Raw genomic sequence first — 268 nt, 5'->3', positions numbered from 1 at the left:
GCGGGCGTTAGTTTCTCTCGGGAAAATTCATCAAAAACTCACGCACAAGGTTCTGAAAATTCAGCATTTAGCATTCAAGCTGCACAATTTGGCGTTTGGGGTTTTCTTGATGCTAATTTGGTCGAAAGCGTTGAAAGTTCTGTAGTTTCACAATCGCTGATAACCAACAAGCTTCGATTGCTCAATGTTGTCGGATGTTCAACACGGATAGTTTGGTTTCCCAAATAGCTGCATCATCGCTGAAATTGTGCATTCTTTGTCGCGGACT

1 protein-coding gene is annotated in these 268 nt (G+C 42.5%); it reads left to right on the top strand.

The window, feature by feature from the left end:
• A partial coding sequence (locus tag GOU96_RS18515; protein WP_324702141.1) for a hypothetical protein occupies window positions 1–228 on the top strand: 228 nt, incomplete at its 5' end.
• Window positions 229–268: the final 40 nt, after the last annotated feature.

The organism is Vibrio sp. R-1, from assembly GCF_035615595.1.
Classification (GTDB): Bacteria; Pseudomonadota; Gammaproteobacteria; order Enterobacterales; family Vibrionaceae; genus Vibrio; species Vibrio cholerae.
Note: the sequence above shows the minus strand (reverse complement) of the source record. Positions and strands in the feature narration are given on the sequence as shown.